Below are 973 nucleotides of genomic sequence, written 5' to 3' on the forward strand. Positions count from 1 at the left end.
ATTTAACATTTAATCATCTCCTTATCATTTACTTTTTTTAGAATATATTTTCTTTAAAATAAACTTTTTACTATTTAATAGTGTTTTTGTTTTAATTGTCTTGCTTAAATTTTGCTTTGTTCTAAGTTGTTTATATGTTTGAAATGCTACGCCACTACCTAACAAACTAGTAACAGCACTTTCTTCCAAGGTTTTTAACAATTTGTCTTTATTAAAGTTATTTTTAAATTGTTCTTGCAACTTTAATACCTTAGCAATTATTCGATATATTTTAAAACTATCTTTTACTATTTGCTGATAAGCAACTGGAGCAAAAGAAACTAAATTAAACAAACTTGTTTTTTTAAATCCCCAACCAATAAACCACCCACTGTTCATATAAAATTTAAACGGTTCAGGAGCCGAAACAAATTGTTCTGCTTTGATTAAAGTTGTCATAACTACAATAGGGACATATTTTGGGTTCTTATAATATATTGTTAAAGCAACTTCACCCGCAACTGATAAAGGAACAATTTTTACTGCTAAAAAAACATCAGAACCATAAGCAAAAGGTAATAATTGGCCTTTTTTAATAGCCTTAGTTTCAAATTTAGACAATATTTTTTTATTTTGCTCAGTAATTTTATTAATTACTTTTTGTTTAATCGTAATTATTTGTTTTTCAATTGGGGATAATAATTTTTTAGTTACTTTTTGAATATAAAAATTTGGGTTTAAATAATTTAATGCTTTATTTAATTTAATTGGTGTTTGATGCAAAATATTTAATAATTTATTATTATATATTTTACTGCCCCGCATTAAACTGGCATTTAATAGTAGGTTTTTACCAAAACCTTTTTTATGAAGATTGGTCATAATGTTATATCATTCATTAGTATTAATTTTGCTTATTTTATCAATATTTAATCCATATTCAGACAATCATTTATTAGCATTTTTTTCATTTACGCGTGGTATTTTTTGAACT

General features: G+C 24.4%; 1 protein-coding gene. It reads right to left on the minus strand.

From position 1 onward, the window contains the following. Nucleotides 1–21: 21 nt before the first annotated feature. The coding region (locus D9R21_RS07755) for a hypothetical protein (RefSeq protein WP_158614000.1) at nucleotides 22–973 on the minus strand (952 nt) is incomplete at its 5' end.

This window comes from Spiroplasma endosymbiont of Megaselia nigra (assembly GCF_003987485.1).
Classification (GTDB): domain Bacteria; phylum Bacillota_I; class Bacilli_A; order Mycoplasmatales; family Mycoplasmataceae; genus Spiroplasma.